Annotated in this window: 14 protein-coding genes; 8 read left to right on the plus strand and 6 right to left on the minus strand. The window is 45.2% G+C overall.

The window, feature by feature from the left end; genetic code table 11:
• Positions 1-122 precede the first annotated feature (122 nt).
• Positions 123-554 (minus strand): type IV pilin protein, encoded by a 432-nt coding sequence (locus tag AB4133_RS13140; protein WP_372224709.1) that lies wholly within the window; start codon positions 552-554, stop codon positions 123-125.
• A gap of 102 nt (positions 555-656) precedes the next feature.
• Here AB4133_RS13140 and AB4133_RS13145 point away from each other — a divergent pair, with 102 nt between their 5' ends.
• The 7 genes from AB4133_RS13145 to tadA all read left to right on the plus strand — a co-directional run bounded on the left by AB4133_RS13145 (position 657) and on the right by tadA (position 7,441).
• Entirely contained in the window at positions 657-1,157 is a 501-nt protein-coding gene (locus AB4133_RS13145; RefSeq protein WP_372224711.1) for a Tfp pilus assembly protein FimT/FimU, read from the plus strand.
• Complete coding sequence (locus AB4133_RS13150) at positions 1,135-1,737, plus strand: PilW family protein (RefSeq protein WP_372054415.1); 603 nt, start codon at positions 1,135-1,137, stop codon at positions 1,735-1,737. The genes AB4133_RS13145 and AB4133_RS13150 overlap by 23 nt, the downstream gene beginning before the upstream one ends.
• Entirely contained in the window at positions 1,734-2,969 is a 1,236-nt protein-coding gene (locus AB4133_RS13155) for a hypothetical protein (RefSeq protein WP_136982762.1), read from the plus strand. Before AB4133_RS13150 ends, AB4133_RS13155 begins: the two co-directional genes overlap by 4 nt.
• A complete protein-coding gene (locus tag AB4133_RS13160) occupies positions 2,959-3,369 on the plus strand; it encodes a prepilin-type N-terminal cleavage/methylation domain-containing protein (protein ID WP_017087723.1) in 411 nt (136 codons plus the stop codon). The genes AB4133_RS13155 and AB4133_RS13160 overlap by 11 nt, the downstream gene beginning before the upstream one ends.
• Before the next feature lie 298 nt (positions 3,370-3,667).
• Positions 3,668-5,230, plus strand: a complete 1,563-nt coding sequence (locus AB4133_RS13165; protein WP_017059875.1) for an AbgT family transporter — start codon at positions 3,668-3,670, stop codon at positions 5,228-5,230.
• 230 nt (positions 5,231-5,460) lie between these two features.
• The gene (locus tag AB4133_RS13170) at positions 5,461-6,750 is read left to right on the plus strand and encodes a hemolysin family protein (RefSeq protein WP_017059876.1); all 1,290 of its coding nucleotides are present in this window, start codon (positions 5,461-5,463) and stop codon (positions 6,748-6,750) included.
• A gap of 85 nt (positions 6,751-6,835) precedes the next feature.
• Positions 6,836-7,441, plus strand: coding sequence for a tRNA adenosine(34) deaminase TadA (gene tadA / locus AB4133_RS13175; RefSeq protein ID WP_032545688.1), 606 nt, complete (start codon positions 6,836-6,838; stop codon positions 7,439-7,441).
• 61 nt (positions 7,442-7,502) lie between these two features.
• Here the strand turns inward: tadA and AB4133_RS13180 are convergent, their stop codons facing one another.
• Both AB4133_RS13180 and mltF read right to left on the minus strand, forming a co-directional pair.
• Positions 7,503-7,634, minus strand: a complete 132-nt coding sequence (locus AB4133_RS13180; protein ID WP_017059878.1) for a hypothetical protein — start codon at positions 7,632-7,634, stop codon at positions 7,503-7,505.
• Positions 7,635-7,950: 316 nt separating this feature from the next.
• The gene (mltF, locus tag AB4133_RS13185) at positions 7,951-9,519 is read right to left on the minus strand and encodes a membrane-bound lytic murein transglycosylase MltF (RefSeq protein ID WP_102394075.1); all 1,569 of its coding nucleotides are present in this window, start codon (positions 9,517-9,519) and stop codon (positions 7,951-7,953) included.
• Positions 9,520-9,848: 329 nt separating this feature from the next.
• On the opposite strand from mltF, the gene purL reads away from it, so the two are divergent.
• Positions 9,849-13,757: a phosphoribosylformylglycinamidine synthase gene (gene purL, locus AB4133_RS13190; protein ID WP_017068539.1), complete on the plus strand. Its 3,909-nt coding sequence runs from the start codon at positions 9,849-9,851 to the stop codon at positions 13,755-13,757.
• A gap of 372 nt (positions 13,758-14,129) precedes the next feature.
• On the opposite strand, the gene AB4133_RS13195 is transcribed toward purL, so the two are convergent.
• The 3 genes from AB4133_RS13195 to AB4133_RS13205 all read right to left on the minus strand — a co-directional run bounded on the left by AB4133_RS13195 (position 14,130) and on the right by AB4133_RS13205 (position 19,028).
• Positions 14,130-17,234: an efflux RND transporter permease subunit gene (locus AB4133_RS13195; protein WP_372054406.1), complete on the minus strand. Its 3,105-nt coding sequence runs from the start codon at positions 17,232-17,234 to the stop codon at positions 14,130-14,132.
• Positions 17,231-18,553 carry an efflux RND transporter periplasmic adaptor subunit gene (locus tag AB4133_RS13200; protein WP_032545691.1) on the minus strand — a complete coding sequence of 441 codons (1,323 nt, stop codon included), beginning with the start codon at positions 18,551-18,553 and terminating at the stop codon, positions 17,231-17,233. The genes AB4133_RS13195 and AB4133_RS13200 overlap by 4 nt, the downstream gene beginning before the upstream one ends.
• Positions 18,554-18,677: 124 nt before the next feature.
• A complete protein-coding gene (locus AB4133_RS13205; RefSeq protein ID WP_017059884.1) occupies positions 18,678-19,028 on the minus strand; it encodes an EF-hand domain-containing protein in 351 nt (116 codons plus the stop codon).
• Positions 19,029-19,632: the final 604 nt, after the last annotated feature.

A 19,632-nucleotide genomic window follows, 5' to 3' on the forward strand; every position in this document is an offset into this window, starting at 1 on the left:
GTTGGAAAAGCCTGCTCGTTTAGCAGGCTTTTTTGTATCTGTAGATCAGGGAAAAAGAAGCTCGAGAAGAAAAAGTCGAGATTTATCAGATAAATTCTAGAGCCCTTTGGTGGTTGCTCTTGTTACTTCCAACACGTTTCTGGCTCCGAAATGCCCGAGTGGTGCAATTCCAACTTATCGGTATTCGAGTCAAAACATTCATCATTTACTTGCTGCGAAAGCGGTTCCGCTTGAATTGAATAGGTGGTGCTACTCGCAGAGATCGTTAGCGTGTATCGGCTAGTATCGGTATCGCAAAACAAGCATGTCCCTCCTGAAATAATATTCTCCGCTGCCGACGCATAGTTCCCTGTGTATAGAGTTTCTATCTCCAGTTGCATCTTGGTTAAGTCGGCCATCGCTGTAACTCGATGTGCCTTGATAACATGGTTGGTATAACTTGGATACGCAATGGCGCCGAGTATCCCCACGATGGCGACAGCGATCAATAATTCGATCAATGTCATTCCTCTAATGCTTAAGTTGTTGTTGTTGCATATATTTCTTCGAATCATCGCGAGTAGTTTCCTTTCATATCTCTGCCCATTTTTCTCTGGTGGTAGCATCGGTGCAAGATTAAATGCAGTTGCGCATTGAGTTACATAGGAATTTGGGAAATGACTCGCGGGTTTACTTTATTAGAGCTGTTAGTAACGGTATCGGTGCTGTCGATACTGATAGCTGCGGCTGCCCCGAGTTTTAGTTCGGTCTCGGAAACAGTGAAAATGCAACGGCTAGCTACCGAGCTGAATGGTTTTATGATGCAGGCGAAATCTGAGGCAGTTATGAGAAATACTGATCTTTGGGCTCATTTTCTAATGAATGGTAACTCAAATGACACCGGTGATTGGAAAATTGAATTGACTGAATTCGATGTTCCGAATACCGGTACGGCAATCCTTACAATGGAAGGAGTTTCATTTCGAAACATAGATTTCACCGTTAACTACAGTTCTGAACAAATTAAATTTAGTGGAGTAAACGGTAAAGCTAAAGATGGGCATCTCTTATTTGATATGAACTCTAAGCCTTTAAAGCTTATAACATATAGTACTTCTGGAAGAATGAGAATCTGTGGTGTGGGAGGAGACTTTTATGGTTATCAGACCTGCACTTAAGAGGCAGCAATTCGGTGCAACATTAGTTGAATTAATGATCTCTTCTATTTTGGGAATTGTAGTTATTGGAAGTGTGGGGGCGGTATTTATATCGGGACAAAACATCGCATCCGAGAGAAGTAAAGAATTACTATTATTACAACAAGTTTCAGGCACTCTTCAATACTTTAAAGAGGATATCCAGCGAGCAGGCTACGATGGAGGGACTGGTGTGTCTCTAAAATTATCAGGAGCCACAAATACCTTATATATATCACCAGACTCCAAAATGGTCGCATTTGCATATGCTCATCAATCAGAGATTCGAAATGTTGCTTTTGTATTTGATTCCGGCTTAGTCAAAGTTTGTGATAGTCCCTCCAGTATCGTAAAAACGGTATCAGCGGCTACTAGTGGATGTTCTTCAATTTTTGAGCCGAATCAAATACGAGTGATTGATTTCAATGTCAATCAATCAAGTGTTGAAGCTCAAGGTGTTAGTTCAGGCATGGCAACCATTACTATTTCTGCTGAATTAGTAGGAGATACGTCCGTTAATTATTCATCAAGTGTGATTGTAAAAAATAGGAATTGGCGATGAATAAAAATCAACAAGGTGCGGTTGTTTTACTTACAACAAGTGTATTACTAGTTACGGCGTTAATGTTGACTTTTGGTAGTTATCGTTCAGTTTTTTATCAAATAAAAAGATCTCAAAATGAGGTCGAAGCGCGCAAGCAGCAATGGGAGGCTGAAGGTGGTCTAGAGTGTGGTTTCACTCAGTTTAAAAATGAAGGGAATCTTCCTCCTACAATTACAGTGTGCTCAATGAAGAATCAAGTCACCCCTGTTTTCAATGCAATTCTAACAGGTTATCAAATATCGTCTGCGAGTGGGCATTCTCATTTGAAGAAAAATATCGTATTTGGAGGTTCACTTAGTTCTGGTGCTATACAGTCGAGTGCCGATGTTTATTTTCATTCAAGTACCACATTTTCAACACCAGATCCTGGTGTTTTAAGTAGTGATGGTTGGGAGTGTGTTGCGCTTCGATATCGTAGCCGCTATCACTATTCATCTATGGATAATAAAGGGGTGGTACATGGTGTACCTCCATATGCCGGTTTTCAAAATCCATCAGGGGCTGATTGCTCTAATGTTACAGGTAATGATCATTTGTCCAATGGAGATGGCAATGATTTTGTCTTAGATTCAAGCGTACAACCTTTTGAGTCTTTTTTCGGTGTTCCAGTTGAAAAGCATAACGATATAAGAGATGAAGGGACATTTTCGGTGATTAATGGGAGTGGGACACCCAAAATACTAGCTAATTGTGGGCAAGTTCTGGCAACACTGATTAATGCAGGCAATCATCATTTATGGGTTGAAGGAGGCTGTGAAATCACTAAAGCGCAATACAATGATTTAGTTGATGCTACAGCCTCAACTAATGGAGTTACAATTTTAATTCATGATGGGCTGATGTCTGTTATGGGAAAACCTTCTACAGGGGCGACTTCAAATCATCTTAAAGGTGTACTATTTCACCTTAATGTTGATTATTCACCTACCCCTGCCGATTGGGTGTCTTATGATGCCAATATTCATCTGAATCATGTCCCGAGTGTTATTGAAGAAAGCTACCGAACTATCACCTCTTACTATCAACACGGTGCATTTACGGTATCTGGCGGACAGTACTTTGATGCACCGAACCAAGCCGCTGTGTTCTTTGATTCACTGGATTTTAGATTTAATAAAGATGTGGTCGATAATTCAAGAAAAGAATTTACGCAAATTCAATGGCAAAAAGGTTCATGGAATGATTTGTAAACAGAAAGGTTTTAGCCTAATCGAAGTGCTTATTTCGTTTTTGTTGATCGGTGTTGGTTCTCTAGGGCTAATTAAATTACAAACGTATGTTGAGCAAAAATCTGACTTTGCTATTCATAGTGTAGAAGCTCTGCATTTGGCTGAAAATAAGCTGGAATGGTTTAGAACTCGTGGTGCATCTGCCGCTTTATCGAGTATAACGCCTGCGGATTTTGCTACGGATATTGTTGATGGTATGGATCATTCGCATGTTAAATATCAACTTAATTGGACAGTGACGAACAGTTTATCTGGAGCGCTGAAGACCGTTCAGATAACAAGCTCATGGGAAGACCGGTTTGGTAGTAATCGAGTTATCGAATTACATACTATGATTTCCAAATACAGTGAGTTTGATTGACCCTCAAGCAAACGTTTACTGCATGCCAAGGCTCATGCTACCCCTTTTACTGATAATTTTCACTCCTCGGACATTGTTTACGTGCTAGTTAAAACTCTGTATATGGAATGGTGTTTTTTATGTTTTTATATTGTTGTGGTTGTATGGTATTTTTGCAAAATATGTCTCCATTTATGGAAAATTAGGTGGAATCTTGTGCTTTTTAACAACGACTTTAATAGAATATGTGCTGTACCAATAGGCCGTGGTCAAAACTTATATTAGGCCTAAACAAAACAACATCACATATGGAGTTACAATGAGTAACCAAGCCGTAAAAAAAGCACCATCGACTGAGAAGATCAGTGGTATGGACCGCTTTCTAAACTTCATTGAACGCGCCGGCAACAAAATTCCAGATCCAGCAATCCTGTTCTTCTGGGCTCTAGTTATTGTATGGGTAGCATCTGCACTTTTGTCGAACCTTTCATTCGACCTTATCAACCCTCAAACGGGTGCTGCTCTAGAAGTAAACAACCTACTAACTGGTGAAGCGCTTGCTAGCTTCCTAGCGAATATGGTTACCACGTTCACAGGCTTCGCACCTCTAGGCATCGTACTTGTTGCTATGCTAGGTGTTGGCGTTGCAGATTCTTCAGGCTTCATTACGACTGGCCTTAAGAAGATGCTTAACTTCACGCCAGCTAAGCTACTAACGCCAATGCTAATTCTTGTTGCTATCGTGTCTCACACAGCAGCTGATGCAGGTTACGTTCTAGTAATCCCTCTTGGCGGTATCATCTTCCACGCTGCGGGTCGTCACCCTCTAGCGGGTATTGCAGCAGCGTTTGCTGGTGTATCAGGTGGTTTCTCAGCGAACTTTATCCCTTCAGGTATTGATCCGCTACTAGCTGGTTTCACTCAAACAGCGGCAAACGTTCTTGACCCTGCATATGTGATCAACCCTCTAGCGAACATCTTCTTTACTGGTTTGTCTTCAATTCTAATTGTGGCAATTGGTTGGTACGTTACAGAGAAAATTATCGAGCCTCGTCTTGCTAATACGCCTGTAGATGAAGATGCAGAACAAGCACCTGATCTAGGTACGTTCACAGCCATTGAATCTAAAGCATTCAAATTCGCTGGTTGGGCAATGGTTGCCGGTATTGGTCTGCTTATCGCGGCTCTAATGCCTGAAAACTCAGCACTTCGTTCACCTGAAGGCGAATTAACGGCGTTCTCAGCACCAGTAATGAAGTCTATCGTTCCTCTGATCTTCATCCTGTTTATTATTCCGGGTATCGTCTACGGCCGTGTAGCGGGTACATTCAAGAATAGTAATGATGTTATCAAAGCAATGTCTGAGACGATGGCAACGATGGGCGCATACATTGTAATGTCGTTCTTCTGTGCTCAGTTCCTATCTGCATTCGCTCAATCAAACATCGGTACTATGCTGGCACTTTACGGTGCTGAAGGCTTGAAAGCGATGGACCTTCCAGGTGAAGCAACGGTTGTTGGTATGATTCTACTAACGGCTGCAGTTAACCTTCTTGTTGGTTCTGCTTCAGCTAAGTGGGCACTGATTGGTCCTATCCTAGTTCCAATGCTAATGGTTGTGGGTATCTCTCCTGAGCTATCTCAAGCGGCTTACCGTGTAGGTGACTCAGTGTCTAACATCATCTCTCCACTAATGGTGTTCTTCCCACTGGTTGTTGTTTACTGTCAGCGCTATGTTAAGTCGACAGGTATCGGTACTCTAGCTTCTCTAATGATGCCATTCTCGATTGCGATGTTAATCGGTTGGTCTATCTTCTTGCTAGCTTACTGGGCTCTTGGTATCCCACTAGGTATCCAAGCACCTTACACTTACACAATGTAAGATTGAACTAAGCAAAACTAAGCTTTATTCATTGCTAAGCCCGCACCGAAATGTGCGGGCTTTTTTTCGCTATTTTTTCCGTTTTTTATATCCAAGGTTTTTATATCCAAAACTTTCTATATCCAAAAATTTTTATATTCAAAACTTTCTATATCCCAAATAAAGGCACTCAGCTTATACTCCGGATTACGGCTAATTGTTGGCCGGTAAATTTAGGAAATCCAAGCCACATGAAAATTCTGCTTTTAGTAGGGTTAATTGTTTTAAATGGTCTGTTTGCCATGTCTGAGATTGCATTGGTAGCAGCAAAAAATAGTCGGCTGAAACGCTTAGCCGAAAAACACCGCTCCGCTCAGGTTGCTCTTGATCTCAAAGAAAACCCAACCCGCTTCCTCTCTACAATCCAAATCGGTATCACGGTAATCGGCCTACTCAGCGGGATTGTGGGTGAGGCGACGCTATCGGCTCCACTAGCCGTTCAACTTGAACTGTGGGGACTAGACCCAACACAAGCGAACATCTTGTCTACTGCGGTTGTGGTGGTAGGTATTACTTATTTCGCTATCGTTGTCGGTGAGTTGGTACCAAAGCGTTTTGCTCAGTCTCAAGCTGAAAACATTGCTGTGTTAGTCGCGCTGCCAATCTTCTGGTTATCTAAAATCGCGACGCCGTTTGTGTTTGCGTTGTCGGCTTCAACGGAAGGTATTCTTAAGTTGATGGGCCGAGGCGGTGAAGAAGATAGCGTTACCGAAGATGATATCCATGCACTTGTGAAAGAGGGCTCAGAATCGGGTGTGATTGAACGCGGCGAACAAGAGATGATTCGTAATATCTTGCAGCTTGATGATCGTCTTGTGAGCTCATTGATGACTCCGCGTCGAGACATCGACTTTCTGGATGTCGACCAACCCGTTGAGCAGATATTAAAGAAACTGCGTTCATCAAAACACAGTGTGTTTCCATTGTGCCAAGATCACCTCAATAAAGTGGTGGGTACAGTGTCAGCCAAAGCCTTGCTGAATCAGGCGGGCAATCTAAGCATTCAAGTGATCATGGGGCTGTCTCGCTCGCCGATCTATGTTCCAGAATCGATGAAAGCTCTGCGTCTACTTGGCTACTTTAAAGAGTCGGGCACCGAGATGGCATTCATTGTCGACGAGTATGGCGATGTTCAAGGTCTTGTGACTCATTACGATATTCTTGAGGCGATTGCTGGCGAGCTATCGAATAATCCGAACGATCTTTGGACCGAGCAAGTGGAAGACGGTTTGTTGGTGGATGGACTGATTCCGATCAGTGAACTGAAGAACCGTTTAGAGCTATCGGATTTTGAGGGCGAAAGCGAGAGCTTCCAAACGTTGAATGGCCTTGTGACTTGGTTAATAGGGCGCTTACCGGATGCAGGCGAAGTTGTTCAATACCAGCAGTGGCAGTTTGAAATTATCTCTGTTGAGAATAACCGTATTGTGAGCATCAAAGCGACGCCAATAGCCGGTGACACAGAAGACGCTAATAGCTAACAGTTCGACCAACCAGCAAGCGGCAATGGTTCATTGTCTCTTGTTGTCTTAACCTCTTTATTGTTCATTATCACGAAGATTAGGTATGCTTCACCGCATACCTATTTTCGTTTTTATCCTTTGTTTTCTGGAGTTCCCTTTGTCAGACCATCAATTCACCCCTCAAGATGAAATCTTCATGCGACGCGCCATTGAGGTAGCTAAGCAAGCAGAGAGCGAGGGAGAGGTTCCAGTGGGTGCGGTATTAGTGAAAGATGGGCAGATTATCTCTGAAGGATGGAACCGTTCGATTGGCAGCCACGATGCAACGGCACACGCAGAAATTGAAACCTTGCGTAAAGCCGGTCAAACCTTAGAAAACTATCGGCTACTCGATACCACTTTATATGTCACGCTAGAGCCTTGCCCAATGTGCGCAGGCGCGTTGCTACACAGCCGAGTAAAGCGCATTGTGTTTGGTGCTCCAGACTTAAAAGCGGGCGCTGCAGGTACAGTATTGAACTTGTTTGAAAGCCAAGCCTCATACCACTATGCCGACGTTGAACATGGTTTGTTAGAGGAAGAGTGCCGTGAGCAATTACAAGCGTTTTTCAAGCGTCGTAGAAAAGAGATAAAAGAGAAGCGAAAGCAAGAACGTCTGTTGGAAGAGCAGCGTTTAGAAGCAGAGATGAAGGCTGGCAATAAGAAATAGCAGCGTACTTTCGGCACTCTCTATCGCAAGAGTGCCAAGCAAACTGACTGAGTAACTACATTTACTCAGCAATCATCTGCATGAAAGCGCGATTGCGCCAAATGATCTTCTTCTTATTATTTGAAAGCATACGCTTACGACGGTTTGCAGCAACGGTCTTATCAAGGCGTTTCGATTTCAGTTTCTTCATCATTTCAATGATTTCCTATTTGTCGTCTGACTTTTTAGTTTGGACTAACGATTTAATTATAGTGTTATTCGTTTGTTTGGCCTGTCGCACGCTTGGCTTAAATAGAAGAGCAGTTCTAGTCTAAAGCCAGCATTGCAGTGCAACAGAGCATAATCTTGATTGTGGTGTGCCGTTATAAGGTTCGATTGTTACTGCAATATGACGCTCTAGATCTCATCATCATTTTCTTGCCTGCTTCCCTTATCCCTTAGTGACGAAAGAAGAGTCGAAAAAAGACAATAAAAAAGAGCAATGCTAGATGGCATTGCTCTTTTGGGTTTTACTGTGAAGGCTCAGAACTGCTTACTGTCGACTGAGCTGCGCTGATACTCGATTCAGCACCTGAGGTTTCTAAAGGTGGGATCACCACCAAACCTTCAAGGGTCGCTTCTTGTTCTTTATTGCGCTTATTTACATGGCCAATAATGCTTTGGTAATAACGGCGAATGTTTTCAACGTAGTTTCTCGCTTCATCACCACGCGCATACCCATATCGAGTTTGGCTGTAGTACTTCTTCTGTCTTAACAGAGGTAATCTGTCTTTCACATCGCCCCAAGCATCAGGATCTCCTCCTTGTGCCTTCGTGAGGCGACGCGCGTCCATCATGTGCCCGTAACCGACATTGTATGAAGCAAGTGCAAACCAGATCTTTTCGTGTTGAGTGATTGAATCTGGTACTCGGTTCACGATACGACGCAGGTACTCAACACCGCCTTGTACCGACTGGTTCGGGTCGAGACGGTTGGTTACCCCAACACTCTTCGCGGTGGGCAGTGTCAACATCATCATGCCACGAACACCCGTTGGTGAGCGCGCAACAGGGTTCCAGTGTGATTCTTGGTAGGCCAAAGCGGCAATCAAGCGCCAATCAAATTCTTGAGAGTACCTTTGAAATAGCGGCGACCATTTTGGCAACTTGCTGTCCAGAGCGCGGATAAAGGCACGAGTATCAACGTAGTCAAAAGTGCCGATGTGGCCGATGTATTTCTCTTCTAGTGAAGCCAGTTCACCAGACTGTTTTAGGTTACCGAAGAACTCAATCAGCAAAGCATACAGGCTTTCATCTTCCGATCTATTTAGGTACCAAGAAATAGGTTGGTCTTCTGTCAGCTCAAATGCCAAGGCAACATCTGGGTACAAACGTTGCGCCAGTGATAGCTCGATAGAGTCGGCTACTGTGAATAAACGTTCGCCTGTTGATACTTCTTTTAGCAGGTCATTGATGTCTGCATTGCCAACCGCGTCATAGATGAAGTCATCGTGCGTTTTCTGCAGCTGCTTTAGTGTTGGCTCAAAGTGTGAGTCTTTCACCACAACCAAAGATGGCGTTAATGTGTCAGTAGACGCCGCCTCTTCTGATTCAGTTTGTGCTTTAACAAAGTCAACCTGACGCTCATTCTCGAAATTGATCAGTTGTTCAAGGTTTCTCGGTCGCCACTGGCCTTTTTTGTATACGACCTGTTGGCTTACGTAGTAATAAGCAGGTGCGGCGCGATAAGCTCGTGTCAGTTTGTTGTTTTGCGTTAAGCCGGTCGCGATAAGATCGATTTCGCCTTTCTGCAGTGCAGGGAACAAGCCAGACAAACGGTAAGCGGGTTTAACCTCAAGCTTTACACCAAGCTCCTGCGCAAATTCACGAGCTAATTCGTAATCCAAGCCAGCAGGACCATCAGGACCGATGTAATAAGAGAGTTGGTTATTTAGGGTGCCGACACGAAGAACGCCACGATCTCGTATCTGCTCAAGGACACTTTTAGGTTCAGATTCAATCTGGCATCCAGCCAACCCAAATAGGGCGATGGCGAGCAGAAGGAACTTAGACGAAAAGATGAGCGTAAATTTAGGCATCAAAATGAAATCTCGAAAAGTGGAAGCTCCTTTATACCAAACCCCGCAAGGCTGGCAAAGCAGGTTTAATTAAACAGTTGTAAAAGTGGTGATAAATGCAGCAAAAGTACCATTTACGCAGAAAGATAAAAAAAATCACGCAAACGGTTGCTTTTGGTGTTACGTCACAAAAAGAAATGCTTTATAATGCTCTCGCATTGAAGAGGTGGGATCGGCATAGGTTTTTAAACCTTCGGGAATAGCTTCGAAGAAAACAGTTAGGTTTTTCCTTTAACCCACTGAATTTATTCCAATACTACCTTAATCAACTGCATAAGAGACGTAAGCACATGAGAATTTTGCGTGGCTCCCCAGCTCTATCTGAGTTTCGTGTTAACAAGCTTTTAGAGCTTTGTCGTGAATTAAGCTTACCTGTAACAGGTATTTACGCTGAGTTTGCCCACTTTGCTGATCTAACGGCAGACCTAGATGAGTCTGAAGTTGAGAAGCTAGAAAAGCTACTGACTTACGGTCCAACGATTGAAGAGCATGAACCTGAAGGTTTACTGCTGCTTGCAACGCCACGCCCAGGCACTATCTCGCCTTGGTCTTCAAAATCAACAGATATCGCACACAACTGCGGACTGGCTAAAGTGTCACGTCTAGAGCGCGGTACTGCTTTCTACATTGAAACCTCTGCTGAACTTTCTGAACTTCAACTTGTTGAGCTGAAAGCAATCCTGCACGACCGTATGATGGAAGTGGTTTTCACTGACTTCGAATCAGCGGCGGCACTATTTACCGTTGCTGAGCCTGCTCCTTATGCGGAAGTTGACCTACTAACTGGTGGACGTAAAGCGCTTGAAAAAGCAAACGTTACCCTAGGTCTTGCACTTGCAGAAGATGAGATTGATTACCTTCTTGAAAGCTTCACTGAGAAGCTAGGTCGTAACCCGACGGACATCGAACTAATGATGTTTGCACAAGCGAACTCAGAGCACTGTCGTCATAAGATCTTTAACGCTGATTGGACTATCGATGGCGTTAAGCAAGAAAAATCATTGTTCAAGATGATTAAGAACACCTTTGAAACGACACCAGAACATGTTCTGTCTGCTTATAAAGATAACGCAGCGGTAATGACAGGTTCTGAAGTTGGTCGTTTCTTCCCAGATCCAGAAACTCGCCAGTACAGCTACCACCAAGAAAAAACACACATCTTGATGAAAGTTGAAACGCACAACCACCCAACGGCAATCTCACCGTGGCCAGGCGCATCGACAGGTTCAGGCGGTGAAATCCGTGATGAAGGGGCAACCGGTATTGGTGGTAAGCCAAAAGCGGGTCTTGTTGCTTTCTCTGTATCTAACCTTAAGATCCCGAACTTCGTTCAACCTTGGGAAACTGACTTTGGTAAGCCAAGCCGTATCGTTACTGCTCTGGATATCATGCTTGAAGGTCCTCTTGGTGGCGCGGCATTCAACAACGAATTTGGTCGTCCAAACCTACTTGGCTACTTCCGTACTTACGAAGAGAAAGTAAACTCTCACGCAGGTGAAGAAGTGCGTGGTTACCACAAACCAATCATGCTAGCTGGTGGTCTTGGCAACATCCGTGATGAGCACGTTCAGAAGAAAGAGATCCCGGTAGGTGCAAGCCTAATCGTTCTAGGTGGTCCTGCGATGAACATCGGCCTTGGCGGCGGTGCGGCATCTTCAATGGATTCTGGTTCTTCTTCTGAAGATCTTGATTTCGCTTCTGTACAACGTGAAAACCCAGAGATGGAGCGTCGTTGTCAGGAAGTTATCGACCGTTGTTGGCAGCTTGGTGATGCGAACCCAATCGCATTTATCCACGATGTGGGCGCGGGCGGTATCTCGAATGCTCTTCCTGAGCTAGTCGACGATGGCGAGCGTGGCGGTATCTTTAATCTACGTGACGTGCCAAACGATGAGCCGGGCATGAGCCCACTTGAGATCTGGTGTAACGAATCTCAAGAGCGTTATGTAATGGCGGTTGCTGATAAAGACATGGCAACGTTCGACGCGATTTGTAAGCGTGAACGTGCACCGTACGCAGTGGTTGGTAAAGCAACTGAAGAACGTGATCTGAAATTAGAAGATTCACACTTCGACAACACGCCAATCGACATGCCAATGGACATCCTATTAGGTAAAACACCTAAGATGCACCGTGACGCGAAAACGCTAAAAGCTAACAACCCTGCGATTGACCGTTCTGGCATCGAGATGAACGAAGCGGTTGACCGTGTTCTTCGCTTGCCAACAGTCGCTGAGAAAACATTCCTTATCACCATCGGTGACCGCTCGGTAACAGGCCTTGTAGCTCGTGACCAAATGGTTGGTCCATGGCAGGTTCCTGTTGCTAACTGCGCAGTAACAGCGGCAAGCTACGACTCTTACCACGGTGAGGCTATGTCTCTTGGTGAGCGTACGCCAGTGGCACTTCTAGACTTCGGCGCATCGGCTCGTCTAGCGGTTGGTGAAGCAATTACTAACATCGCAGCGACCAACATCGGCGATATCAAACACATTAAACTGTCGGCTAACTGGATGTCTCCAGCAGGTCACCCAGGTGAAGATGCAGGTCTTTACGAAGCGGTTAAAGCGGTTGGTGAAGAACTATGTCCAGCTCTGGGTCTAACTATCCCAGTGGGTAAAGACTCAATGTCGATGAAGACTAAGTGGGAAGAGAATGGCGAGCAGAAAGAAGTAACGTCTCCGCTATCTCTTGTTATCACTGCGTTTGCACGTGTTGAAGATGTTCGTAAGACGATTACTCCTCAGCTTCGCACTGACAAAGGTAATACAAGCCTAGTTCTTATCGACCTAGGTAACGGCAAAAACCGTATGGGTGCAACAGCACTTGCACAGGTTTACAAGCAGCTTGGTGACAAGCCAGCAGACGTAGACAACGCAGCGCAACTAAAAGGTTTCTACGAAGGCGTTCAAGCACTTGTAGCGAACGACCAAGTTGTCGCTTACCACGATAAAGGCGATGGTGGTCTATTCGTAACGCTAGCAGAAATGGCATTCGCAGGTCACTGTGGTGTTAATGCAAACATTGAAGCGTTAGGTGAAGACACGCTAGCAGCACTGTTCAACGAAGAGCTAGGTGCAGTAATCCAAGTCCGTAACGACGACCTAGACGCAGTACTTTCTACTCTTGCAGCTAACGGTCTAGAAGCATGTTCTCATGTGATTGGCAGCGTTGTTGGTGAAGGGGAAGCATCAGATGAACTAGTGATTAAGTCTGGCGAGTCTGTAGTGATTGAACGTAACCGTACTGAACTACGTACTATCTGGGCTGAGACAACGCACAAGATGCAAGGTCTGCGTGATAACCCAGTATGTGCTGACCAAGAACACGAAGCGAAGAAAGACAACTCGGACCCAGGTCTGAACGTGAAACTGAGCTTTGACGTAAACGAAGACATCGCAGCACCGTTCATCAACACAGGTGCTAAGCCTAAGATGGCGATTCTACGTGAGCAGGGTGTTAACTCTCACGTTGAAATGGCAGCAGCATTCGACCGTGCAGGCTTCGAAGCAACTGATATTCACATGAGCGACATCCTAACAGGTCAAGCGGTACTAGAAGAATACAACGGCCTTGTGGCATGTGGTGGCTTCTCTTACGGTGATGTACTAGGTGCTGGTGAAGGTTGGGCGAAGTCGGTTTTGTTTAATGACTCTACTCGTGACCAGTTTGAAAACTTCTTCAAGCGTGAAGATACCTTCTCTCTAGGTGTGTGTAACGGTTGTCAGATGCTGTCGAATCTACGTGAACTTATCCCAGGTGCGGAGTACTGGCCACGTTTCGTTCGCAACGAATCTGAGCGCTTTGAAGCACGTTTCAGCCTAGTAGAAGTTCAGAAGTCAGATTCTGTATTCTTCAACGGCATGGAAGGTTCTCGTATGCCAATCGCTGTTTCTCACGGTGAAGGCCGCGTAGAAGTACGTGATAACGACCACCTAAACGCGATTGAAAACTCAGGTACGGTTGCTCTACGTTACGTTGATAACAACGGTAACCAAACGCAGCAATACCCGAATAACCCGAATGGTTCGCCAAACGCTATCACAGGTTTAACAACGACTGACGGCCGCGTGACAATTATGATGCCTCACCCAGAGCGTGTCTTCCGTACGGTTGCAAACTCTTGGTCTCCGGAAGGTTGGGGCGAGAATGGCGCTTGGATGCGTATGTTCCAAAACGCACGTAAGAACGTGGGTTAATTGAAAACGATTTAAACAGTGTTATCGGGACAATAACCACAAGCGCAGATCGAAAGGTCTGCGCTTTTTTTGGTGGTGAGTGTGGTGTAGGGATCACCGTATAGTGGATGTGTGTATAACAAACTTTTGGACAAAAATGAGTTTTGGAAAATCAAACATTAGCAAATGACTAATAACTTCAGGTATGACAAATAACTAAACCTGATAGAAAAACTGCCACCAAAGAGCAAAAGACAAGACCTGACCCTATTGTTTTTTGTACGCAAAAAAACAGCAGTCAGTGATAGGGTTTAATCGCCAAATAAATTCTACGCAAACTACCATTTTCATGCCGGGCTAAATGACATGGTTCAGCATGCACTCCCAAGGGCCTCAAAGGGAAGATTGAGCACCTTCTGCCCATTTGGTCAGCTTTAAATCGTCCAAAATAAGCAGCACGCAAGGCACAACAATTGACGCTAGTAACGTAGCCGAGACTAAGCCAAACGCAATACTGGCAATTAACGGGATCAGAAATTGCGCTTGCGTACTGGTTTCGGTTAACAGTGGAAGCAATCCTGCAAATGTGGTTAACGAGGTGATAAATATCGCTCTAAATCGGTCACGTACCGCCTCTCGACAAGCGTCTATCAAGCGCTCGCCTTGGGCGATATTCTTCTTAATAAAATTGACCAACAGAATGTTATCGTTAACGACGATACCCGCTAAGGTAGCAAAGCCAACCAAGCTTGGAATAGTCAAATCGAACCCCATGCCCAAGTGCCCCCATACCACACCAATCCAGCCCATAGGGATTGCCAGCAGCACAGCAATCGGTTGAGTGTAGCTTTGTAACAGGAACACTAAAATAAGATAAATCCCCACCACGCCAAGAGCAAAGAAGGTCGCCAGCGAGGAGCCCGTATCTGAGCTTTCTTTATCCTGACCTTGCGAGGTGAAGGTGATGTCTGGGAATTTGTGTTGAGTTTGCGAGACAAATTCGCTATTGAACTGCAGCATGATTTCACGCGCATTGGCAACCCGCGTATCGATATTGCCTTGCACAACCACAGTGTTCATCCCATTAATGCGGTGAATTCGCGAGAAGGCTTGTTTTCTGTCAAACGTCGCAACACTTGATAATGGAACTAGGGTTCCATTGCCTGCAGTCACCATCAAGTTATTCAACTCATACAGGCTAGCTTGGTGCGTAAACTCATCCAGTCTCACACTAATATCCACCAGCTCGCCTTGTTGGAAAACCGTCAGATCAGTACTGCCTTTTACCGCGCTGCGCAGCGTTTGAGCAATGTTGGAAGCATTAACTCCCATCACGCCAGCTTCATCTTTAAGGTTAACGTGAAATTCGGTTCTGCCCTCACGCAGATCGGTGGAGAGGTTATAGACACCGTCAAATCCCTTCAACCATTTCACCAGCGAGCGGCTGACTTGATTGAGCTCTTGTAACGACTCACCCTGAACCCGAATATCAATGCCATTGCCAGCAATGCCCCGTTCTTTATCGGTAAACTTGAGTGAAACCACATCCGCCGTAGGGCCTACTTTTTGTTTCCAATCTTGGATCAGATCTTTAATGCTCTGCTGCCTAAATTGCGCTGGCAATAGATCGGCACTGACGGTTGCCATATGCGGCCCCGACTCATTAGCATCAGCATTTGAGTTGAACATGATCGTGGTGCTCGCGACCAAAGGTTTTGAGCTTGGGTATTTCTCTGCGTATTCTTGGTTGAGTTCATCAAGCGCGTTTGAAACCTTCTCCACCACCGCCTCTGTCTGGCTCAGTAAACTGCCTTGAGGGAGCAAGATACGCGCCTGCAGCACATCACTTTCCAAGGCAGGCATGGCTTTGAATTTCAGCCAACCTGACGAAATGGAAGCGGTTGAAATCATCACCACCATCACCAATATCCCTACTGAAAGATAAGGTGCATTCATCGCCTTGACACTCACTGGCACAAAGAATCTGTCTCTGATGTTTTCAAAACCGGCAATGAACTTGTCCCGTATAGGATTAGAGCGAGATTCAGTATGGCTATGTGCCAAATGAGACGGCAAGATCAAGAAAGCTTCTATCAGACTAACAAGCAAGGTAATCAATAACACGATGGGAATATAGCGTAGTACTTCGCCCATCTTGCCTGTGAGAAACATCAGCGGCCCTATCACCATGATGGTGGTAGCAAACGATGCAATCACACCTGGGAAGACTTGTTTGGTACCTTCAACTGCAGCGTCAAACGCGGGTAGCCCTTGTTGCCTCTTGGCAGCGATGTTTTCTGCAATGATCAACGAGTCGTCCATTAGCAGACCAATCGCGACAATCAGCCCGACCAGCGTCATCATATTCAGGGTATAACCGAGAAGTTGTATCGCAAAAATGGCGCCAAGGAATGAAACCGGCAGCCCCATGGTGACCCAAAAGCTAAAGCGAATATTAAAAAACGCCCACAACATCAAAAATGCCAGTGCTAATCCCTGTGCGCCATTGCTGGTGAGGATTCTCAGACGCTCAATAATATTGGTGCTGGAATCTTGGGTGATGGTTAAAGCGACGCCTTCAGGGGCTCTCGCCTGTTCTTTTTCAACGATGCTGACGATCGCATCTTTGACCGTTAAGGTATCTTGAAATTGCGTTTTGGACACCTGAAGCAAAGCGGCACGCTGACCATTGAACAGGATTTGATTTTCATCGCTAGTGAACTTCTGCTGAATAACGGCAACATCACCGAGGCGAACCTGAGTCCCCGTCTCACTGGATTTAATCACGATATTTTCGAAGTCTCTGACGTTGCTGCCTAAGTGGTCGAAGCGGACGCTGATCTCTTCCAAGTCATTACTAAATACGCCAGCAGGAGTGCTGATACTTTGCTGTTGTACTAGATTGGACAAGTCGGACACACTCAGGCCGTACTGCTGCAACTTCCACTGCGATACGCGAATTTCTATTTCTTGATCCGCAAAACCGCTCACGGTCACCTGAGCGATCAATGAGCTCTCTTTTAACTTGTGCTTAATTTGTTGGGCATAGAGATATAAGTCCCTATCTGACATATTGCCGGTAATCGCGACACTGGCCACCGTTGCCACTCGGTCCAGTTTCGACACCGTGATCTGCTCAACTCGATCCGGAAAATCACTGATGGCGTTAACCTGCTGTTGAATATCGCTGGTTAAAGTGTCAATGTCTTCATCATCGCCGATTTCCACATTGGCGATGACCAAACTCTCTCGGGCATCACAGCTTAACTCTTTAATTCCACTCAGCTTATCGAGAGAATCTTCCAACGGGTAACACACTTCTTCCATCATCTCAAAAGGTGACGCGCCCGGATAAACGATCCGAACCTCAATATTTTTGGTCGGCGTCAACGGAAAAGTGTCTTTCTGCAGTTTGGGCAAGGCAAAAGCCCCTAACAGCAGTACCGCCATCATCAGGACATTGGCGCCAGTGGTGTGCCGAGCAAAAAAAGCGATCATAATTTGCCCTCTTTCTGAATCGCGTTTAGGGCTTTAAATCCGCTCTGCGTATCCAACCAAAGGCCGATTTTCTCATCCGGTTGCGGTTGTAAAGCCATCCCCTCAACGGCGGGTGAAAGTTTACTTAGCACAACCACATCACCGAATTCCACGCCAGATTTGATCACCGCAACCTGCCCTTGGACGAAATCTATCCTGACAGGTTTGCTTTTCAGTTTACCTTCAGAGACAGTGTAAACTTTACCATCATGGATGGCGTTTATCGGTAGCAAGACTTGTTGCTCCATCATTGGTGCTTTAATCGTGACTTTAACGAAAGTCCCACGAATAAGTGGTGGCTTCTCCCCGGGAATGGCTTGCTGATAGGGCTGATTTACTTGTGCAACCAGGCTTTGGCTTTGAGTCTGAGCATCGATTTCACCGCCGGATCGGCTGATCTCGGCAGGCCAAGTAATTACTTTATCGCCTGCTTGGAGCTCGACTGTCGCGCTCAAGTTGCTATGAACATCTTCGTCAAGCGAGTCAAAGCGATTGGAATTTCTTAGCGGACGCATTTTACCAAGCGGAAACTGCGCGCGAACCTCAACGGCATCGATGTCATCCGCTTTGAGCAGCAATTCCCCCTTGTTGACATACTCGGCGAGTCCAACCAAGGTTTCGACAATGCGAATATCAAATGGGGCTTTAATTACGGTTTGTTCGAGATCTCGGTTTGCAAGTGCTAGTTCCGTTTGCAAAACCTTTTGCTGCGCTTGATTAATTGCCAGTTGGTTTTTCTGTGTCTGGAGCTGTTGCTGGCTGCTGAGCAAGTCTTTGGTCGCGCGGTCTTTCTCTGTTTTGGAGATATGCCCGGTTTCACTCAATTTGATTGAGCGGGCATATTCTGACTGTTGTACCTCAAACTCTTTCTCTGCAATCTTGAGCGAATCGATAATGGTCTGATTCGTTAGCATTAGCACTTCAAGCTCAGCTTGCAAACGGGCAATAGTAAGTTGATAAGCGGTGGGGTCAATTCTAAGGAGTTCGCTGTCTTTGCGGATAATAGCGCCCGTTTTGTATTGCTCAGAAACCCACACAACCGCGCCGTCAAGTTCAGACTGTGCCTGCCAGTCTTGAACAGACTCGGTATGTCCATATCCGATGGCAGAAGGTTGGATATTTCGCGGCTCGACTTTCAAAACCCGAACCACCTTTTTAGCAGCCGTATTACTCGCATTAGGCGGTTCAGCCTTCATCCCTGGTGCGATCACCAATAACGCGATGCCCAACAAAACAGGAGGAACAAACAGAGCCCTTTGTAACCAGCTATACCTAGTCATAGCGATTCCCTTACTATATATTAGCTTTTCCTTAAGCAAAAGGTAGCACACCAACATAAGCGGATTTGCTTCCTTGATCTCAAAATAAGTCAGGCCTCACAAATGGAGGCCTGATTGAATTGAGCTACTGATTGTTTTTGCCTTTGCCCATGGTATTTTTGGGGTTCACCATGCCTTGATGAGCATTAAACTCTTGTTGAGAGATAGCGCGATCCGCGTTGCTATCTAACGAAGCAAAACTGTGGCTTTGATTGATATTTTTCAACGTACGTCCCTCTTCTGCTCGCTGGGCAATACGTTCTGAGCGTGCTTGATTGAACTCGGCTTCGGTTATCTTGCCATCACCATCGAGATCAAACTGTGAAAATACTGGGCGTGACATATTGTTATTCATGCCTTTATTCATTCCACCAGCCATTGCTCCGAAGGCAATAACGATACCGAGTAACGCGATTATCGTGCTTTTGATTTTCATGACGTTTTCCTTCTCTTTGTTTCACTACTTAAGAATATACTAATGTAAGTAAGATAACGTCATGTGATGTAAAGGTATGTAAAGATGGCTAAGTAGATATCGATTTATGTTCTTATCGGTTTGTAAGCGCAGCGCAACAGAAATTATGAAACTTCTGCCGCTAGTACTCTGGTAAGAGTACAGGCATAGCTATGTCCAAATGGTTTTCAAATTATCCCAAACTTTCAGCCACCGAAACCGAAACCGAAAAGCCAATGATATAAAATCCCTAGTTTCGAAAAATATGGCGATTTTTAGACATTCAGAGTGTTTTCGAACTTTTGCCCAGCAGTTTGCCTTGCAAATATCCAACAGACAAGGGATTACTTTTAGTAGGGCAAATACATGTTAACATTCTGTTAACCCTGACTGGTAATGGGGCAATAATGATTCCCAGAACATACAAAAAAGCCGCTGGATTGAACCCCAGCGGCTTATTATTTTCTAGTGTCCCGTCCTGAAATGTGTTTACACATTGAGGACTAATGATGACCATTCCAAATAAACACTACGTTAAGCGCACTCAGCGTGATTACACACTAGGCTTTAAATTGCAGGTTGTAGA

This window comes from Vibrio sp. 10N.286.52.F8 (genome assembly GCF_041468745.1).
Lineage (GTDB): Bacteria > Pseudomonadota > Gammaproteobacteria > Enterobacterales > Vibrionaceae > Vibrio > Vibrio crassostreae_C.

Bases quoted from the DNA above. Each gene is read 5' to 3' on its own strand.
- purL (WP_017068539.1), top strand. From the start codon at position 9,849: ATGAGAATTTTGCGTGGCTCCCCAGCTCTATCTGAGTTTCGTGTTAAC.
- AB4133_RS13170 (WP_017059876.1), top strand. From the start codon at position 5,461: ATGAAAATTCTGCTTTTAGTAGGGTTAATTGTTTTAAATGGTCTGTTT.
- AB4133_RS13200 (WP_032545691.1), bottom strand. From the start codon at position 18,553: ATGACTAGGTATAGCTGGTTACAAAGGGCTCTGTTTGTTCCTCCTGTT.
- AB4133_RS13145 (WP_372224711.1), top strand. From the start codon at position 657: ATGACTCGCGGGTTTACTTTATTAGAGCTGTTAGTAACGGTATCGGTG.
- AB4133_RS13165 (WP_017059875.1), top strand. From the start codon at position 3,668: ATGAGTAACCAAGCCGTAAAAAAAGCACCATCGACTGAGAAGATCAGT.
- AB4133_RS13150 (WP_372054415.1), top strand. From the start codon at position 1,135: ATGGTTATCAGACCTGCACTTAAGAGGCAGCAATTCGGTGCAACATTA.
- AB4133_RS13155 (WP_136982762.1), top strand. From the start codon at position 1,734: ATGAATAAAAATCAACAAGGTGCGGTTGTTTTACTTACAACAAGTGTA.
- mltF (WP_102394075.1), bottom strand. From the start codon at position 9,519: ATGCCTAAATTTACGCTCATCTTTTCGTCTAAGTTCCTTCTGCTCGCC.
- AB4133_RS13180 (WP_017059878.1), bottom strand. From the start codon at position 7,634: ATGATGAAGAAACTGAAATCGAAACGCCTTGATAAGACCGTTGCTGCA.
- AB4133_RS13205 (WP_017059884.1), bottom strand. From the start codon at position 19,028: ATGAAAATCAAAAGCACGATAATCGCGTTACTCGGTATCGTTATTGCC.
- AB4133_RS13195 (WP_372054406.1), bottom strand. From the start codon at position 17,234: ATGATCGCTTTTTTTGCTCGGCACACCACTGGCGCCAATGTCCTGATG.
- AB4133_RS13140 (WP_372224709.1), bottom strand. From the start codon at position 554: ATGATTCGAAGAAATATATGCAACAACAACAACTTAAGCATTAGAGGA.
- AB4133_RS13160 (WP_017087723.1), top strand. From the start codon at position 2,959: ATGATTTGTAAACAGAAAGGTTTTAGCCTAATCGAAGTGCTTATTTCG.
- tadA (WP_032545688.1), top strand. From the start codon at position 6,836: ATGCTTCACCGCATACCTATTTTCGTTTTTATCCTTTGTTTTCTGGAG.